This is a genomic window from Arhodomonas sp. KWT (assembly GCF_010993615.1).
The window spans coordinates 7,127-10,796 of record NZ_WNXE01000098.1; the positions used below are offsets into that span (position 1 = coordinate 7,127).

Consider the following 3,670-nt stretch of genomic DNA (forward strand, 5'->3'; position numbering starts at 1 on the left):
CGTTCTCGCGCACCTCGACGAACTCGTCATCGCCGCTCGCCGGCTGGGCGGTGGCCATGCGCGCATCGTTGATCGCGTCGGCGGCACCACGCAGGTACAGGCGGATGGCGCGGAAGGCGTCGTCGTTGCCGGGGATGACGTAGTCCACCTCGCGCGGGGAGTTATTGGTGTCCACCACGCCGACGACCGGGATCCCGAGCTTCTTCGCCTCCTTGATGGCGATGTTCTCGTAGCCGACGTCGATGACGAACAGCGCGTCCGGCAGCGCATCCATGTCCACGATGCCGCCGAAGGCACGCTCGAGCTTGTCGCGCTCGCGCGTCAGCGACAGGACCTCGCGCTTGCCGAGCTTCTCGAAGGTGCCGTCCTTCTCCTGCTGCTGGAGGTCCTTGAAGCGGCGGATGGAGCGCTTGACGGTGCGGAAGTTGGTGAGCATGCCGCCGAGCCAGCGGTGGTTCACGAACGGCATGTTGCAGCGCTGCGCCTCCTCGCGGACGGCCTCGCGCGCCGAGCGCTTGGTGCCCACGAACAGGATGCGCCCGCCGTTGGCCGCCAGGCGGCCCATGTAGTTCAGCGCGTCCTGGTAGAGCGGCAGCGTCTTCTCGAGGTTGACGATGTGGATCTTGTTGCGCTCACCGAAGATGTAGCGGGACATCTTCGGATCCCAGTAGCGGGTCTGGTGCCCGAAGTGCACACCGGCCTCGAGCATCTCGCGCATAGTCACGTTAGCCATTGTCTTTCAGCTCCTGATTACGGGTTGAGCCTCCATGCACCCTCACGCGGCAATCCAGTCCCCAACGGGCACAGGACACCCGGCCGCATGTGCCGGTGCATGTGTGGTATTGATGTCCGCCGCACGCTGGCGGCGTGAAAGCTCCCGGGCAGGCCGTACCCGGCAGGGGCCGGCGTTGCCTTGGGAGCGCGCGATTTATACCATAGCGAGGATCGAGTGTCATGCTACGGACGCTCGCGCGGCCCGCCACGACGGGCCGCCGGCGCCACCGCGAGGGCCCGTCCGGGCCGTCACGTCGCCATGCGCAGACAACCCGCCCACGCCACCAGGGTTCCGAATGACCGTAACCATCAAGACAGCCGAAGAGATCGAGAAGATGCGCGTCGCCGGCCGGCTGGCCGCGGAGGTGCTCGACGTCGTCACCCCCCACGTGCAACCGGGAGTGACCACGGAAGAGCTCGACCGCATCTGTCACGAACACATCGTCAACGAGCAGGACGCCATCCCGGCACCGCTGAACTACCGCGGTTTCCCCAAGTCCGTGTGCACGTCCGTTAACCACGTCATCTGCCACGGCATCCCGGGACCGAAGAAGCTCAAGCGCGGTGACATCCTCAACATTGACGTCACCGTCATCAAGGACGGCTACCACGGCGACACCAGCCGCATGTTCTACGTCGGCGAGCCCACCATTCAGGGGCGGCGCATCAGCGAGCTCGCCTGGCGCTGCATGTGGACCGGCATCGAACAGGTTCGCCCGGGCGCGCGCCTGGGGGACATCGGCCATGCCATCCAGACCCTGGCCGAGGGCGAGGGCTGCTCGATCGTGCGCGAGTTCTGCGGTCACGGCATCGGCCGCGGCTTCCACGAGGACCCGCAGGTGCTGCATTACGGCCGCCCCGGCACGGGCATGGAGCTCGCCGAGGGGATGACGTTCACCATCGAGCCGATGGTCAACATCGGCCGCCGCGACAGCCGCATCCTCAAGGACGGCTGGACGGCGGTGACCAAGGACCACAGCCTGTCCGCCCAGTGGGAGCACACGCTTCTGGTCACCCCGGACGGCTACGAGATCCTCACGCACAGCGACGCCTACCGGGACTGATCCATGATCACCCCCGAGGCCGTGCGCAACGACCGCCAGCTCCTCGACATCGAGGCGCTGGACACCGCCCTGATCCGCGGAAGCGCCCCCGTGCCCCTGCTGCGCCAGGCGCTGGAGGAGGCGGATCTGACCATGGAGGCGCGCTTCCTGGAGGGTACGCCGGCCGCCGAGCTCGTACCCCTGCGCGCGCAGGTGGTGGACTGCCTGGTCAGCCGGGTATGGGATCGCACCATGGGCACGCTCGGCAGCGAGGCCGCGCTGGTCGCCGTGGGCGGCTACGGGCGCGGCGAGCTCCATCCCGGCTCGGACACCGACCTGCTCGTGCTCCTGCCGGAGACGGGCGACACCGCCCGCTTCGACGGCACCATTCAGGACCTGGTGACCATGCTCTGGGACATCGGCCTGGAGGTGGGACACAGCGTGCGCACCGTCGCCGAGTGCGAGGCCAACGCCGCCGCGGACATCACCGTCGCCACCAACCTGATCGAGTCGCGCCTGCTCTCGGGCAACCGTGGGCTCTACGAGGACATGGAGGAGGCCACCGGACCGGCCCACATCTGGCCGAGCCGGCTGTTCTTCGAGGCCAAGTGGCAGGAGCAGGTCAACCGGCACCAGAAGTACCACGACACGGCCTACAACCTCGAGCCGAACATCAAGGAAAGCCCCGGCGGGCTGCGGGACATCCACATGGTGGGCTGGGTGGCGAAGCGTCACCTCAACGCCGATACCCTCTACGACCTGGTGCGCAAGGACTTCCTCACCGAGGAGGAGTACGCCGACCTGATGCAGGGCCAGCACTTCCTCTGGGACGTGCGCTTCGCCCTGCACGTGCTCGCCGGCCGGCGCGAGGACCGCATCCTGTTCGACTACCAGCTCCGGCTCGCCGAGCAGTTCGGCTACAAGGATGCCGAGCACACGCTGGCGGTCGAGCAGTTCATGCAACGCTACTACCGCACCATCATGCGGCTGAACCGCCTCAACGAGATGCTCCTCCAGCTCTACCAGGAGGCGATCCTCTACGCCGACGTGGACGAGCCGCCGCGGCTGCTGAACAAGCGCTTCCAGATCAAGCGCGGTTTCATCGAGGTCACCCACCCGAGCGTATTCCGCCGCTATCCGTTCGCGCTGCTGGAGGTCTTCCTGCTGCTGCAGCAGAACCCGGAGATCAAGGGCGTGCGCGCGGCCACCATCCGGCTGATCCGCGAGCACCGCGACCGCATCGACGACCGCTTCCGCAACGACCTGCGAGCACGCAGCCTGTTCATGGAGATCATGCGCCAGCCCCGGGGCATCACCCACGAGCTGCGGCGCATGCACAGCTACGGCGTGCTCGGCCGCTACATCCCGGCGTTCGGGCGCATCACCGGACGCATGCAGTACGACCTCTTCCACGTCTATACCGTGGACACCCATATCCTCATGGTCGTGCGCAATCTCCGGCGCCTGTTCGTGCCCGAGTTCGCCCACGAGTTCCCGTTCTGCAGCCGACTCGCCGGACGGCTCGCCAAGCCCGAGCTGCTCTACCTCGCCGGACTGTTCCACGACATCGCCAAGGGCCGCGGCGGCGATCACTCCGAGCTCGGCGAGCGGGACGCCTACGAGTTCTGCATCCACCACGGCCTGTCGCGCTACGACAGCCGGCTGGTGGGCTGGATCGTGCGCCAGCACCTGCTGATGTCCATGACCGCCCAGCGCAAGGACATCTCCGATCCGCAGGTGATCAACGAGTTCGCCCGGCAGGTGGGCGACCAGCGCCGCCTGGACTACCTCTACCTGCTCACCGTGGCCGACATCCGCGGCACCGATCCCAAGCTGTGGAACTCCTGGCGCGA

General features: G+C 67.2%; 3 protein-coding genes. 2 read left to right on the forward strand and 1 reads right to left on the reverse strand.

The window, feature by feature from the left end:
- A partial coding sequence (rpsB, locus tag G7A99_RS13120; protein WP_163140803.1) for a 30S ribosomal protein S2 occupies positions 1-733 on the reverse strand: 733 nt, incomplete at its 3' end.
- A gap of 337 nt (positions 734-1,070) precedes the next feature.
- Here rpsB and map point away from each other — a divergent pair.
- Positions 1,071-1,838 (forward strand): type I methionyl aminopeptidase, encoded by a 768-nt coding sequence (gene map, locus G7A99_RS13125; protein WP_163140806.1) that lies wholly within the window; start codon positions 1,071-1,073, stop codon positions 1,836-1,838.
- 3 nt (positions 1,839-1,841) lie between these two features.
- Positions 1,842-3,670 (forward strand): [protein-PII] uridylyltransferase (gene glnD, locus G7A99_RS13130; protein ID WP_163140809.1); only part of this gene is annotated, 1,829 nt, incomplete at its 3' end.